Genomic DNA, 933 nt, shown 5'->3' on the forward strand with positions numbered 1-933 from the left:
TTTAGTATTGTTAGCAAGGAAGGCTCGTAATGAATATCGCTTCACTTAAAACATGGTGGCAAGGGCTGAACTTACGTGAGCAGCGTTTAGTCATAGGCGTTGGTGCGGTATGTTCACTTTTTTTACTGTATAGCCTTATTTGGCAACCACTGAATGACAACCTAGTGAGTAGTCAAAAGCGACTCGAAAGTCGACAAGCGTTGCTTAGCTGGGTCACGGAAAATACCGCACGTTATCAAAGCGTAAAATCCGTAGGTGGTGTCAAACAAAGCAGTGGTAGCTTATCGAGTATTGTTAATCGCACTGCAGAGCGACAACAACTCACCATTACGCGTATGCAGCCTCAAGGTGATATTTTATTGGTGTGGCTTGATAATGTTCCGTTTGCTCAACTACTGCTTTGGTTAGAGAGCTTAGCGAATAATGAAGGGTTACAAGTGCAAGCCATTGACTTATCTCAGGGAGATAGCTCTGGTGAAGTACGAGTGCGTCGTTTGCAGCTAGGTAAACAGTAAAAGATTAGCTTTAAGACCGTTACTGATAAACCAAGCGTAGCAATCCAAAAAAATAAGCAACCAAGAATGAGAAACCAAGAATGAGAAATAAGATTGCCATGGGGATTATTTTTTTAATCGCTTATATTGGCTTTTTAATCGCAACATTACCGACCAGCGTTGTGCTGAAATACGTGACCTTACCTAAAAATGTTACGAATAGCGTTTACCTGTCAGGAGTGAGCGGCAGTGTGTGGCACACCCGTATTAACCAAGTAAAGATTAATGGTGCGCCCATTGATAAGGTTGAAGCACAGGTCAGTTTCTGGTCATTATTAAGCTTAACGCCTAAACTCGCCATTACTTTTGGTGACCCATTTAAAGCAGGTCCTGAAGGCAAGTTTGACTTAGCGCTTTCCTCAGAAAAAGCCACTCTAAC

2 protein-coding genes are annotated in these 933 nt (G+C 42.3%); both read left to right on the forward strand.

Features of this window, described 5'->3' with window-relative positions; genetic code table 11:
• Positions 1–29: 29 nt before the first annotated feature.
• Positions 30–515, forward strand: a complete 486-nt coding sequence (gspM, locus tag Q4503_RS18785; protein ID WP_215971239.1) for a type II secretion system protein GspM — start codon at positions 30–32, stop codon at positions 513–515.
• 80 nt (positions 516–595) lie between these two features.
• Positions 596–933 (forward strand): type II secretion system protein N (gspN, locus tag Q4503_RS18790; RefSeq protein ID WP_303603188.1); only part of this gene is annotated, 338 nt, incomplete at its 3' end.

The organism is Colwellia sp. 6_MG-2023, from assembly GCF_030547765.1.
Lineage (GTDB): Bacteria > Pseudomonadota > Gammaproteobacteria > Enterobacterales > Alteromonadaceae > Colwellia.

Coding starts and splice junctions, on each gene's coding strand:
- gspM (WP_215971239.1), top strand. CDS start 30: ATGAATATCGCTTCACTTAAAACATGGTGGCAAGGGCTGAACTTACGT.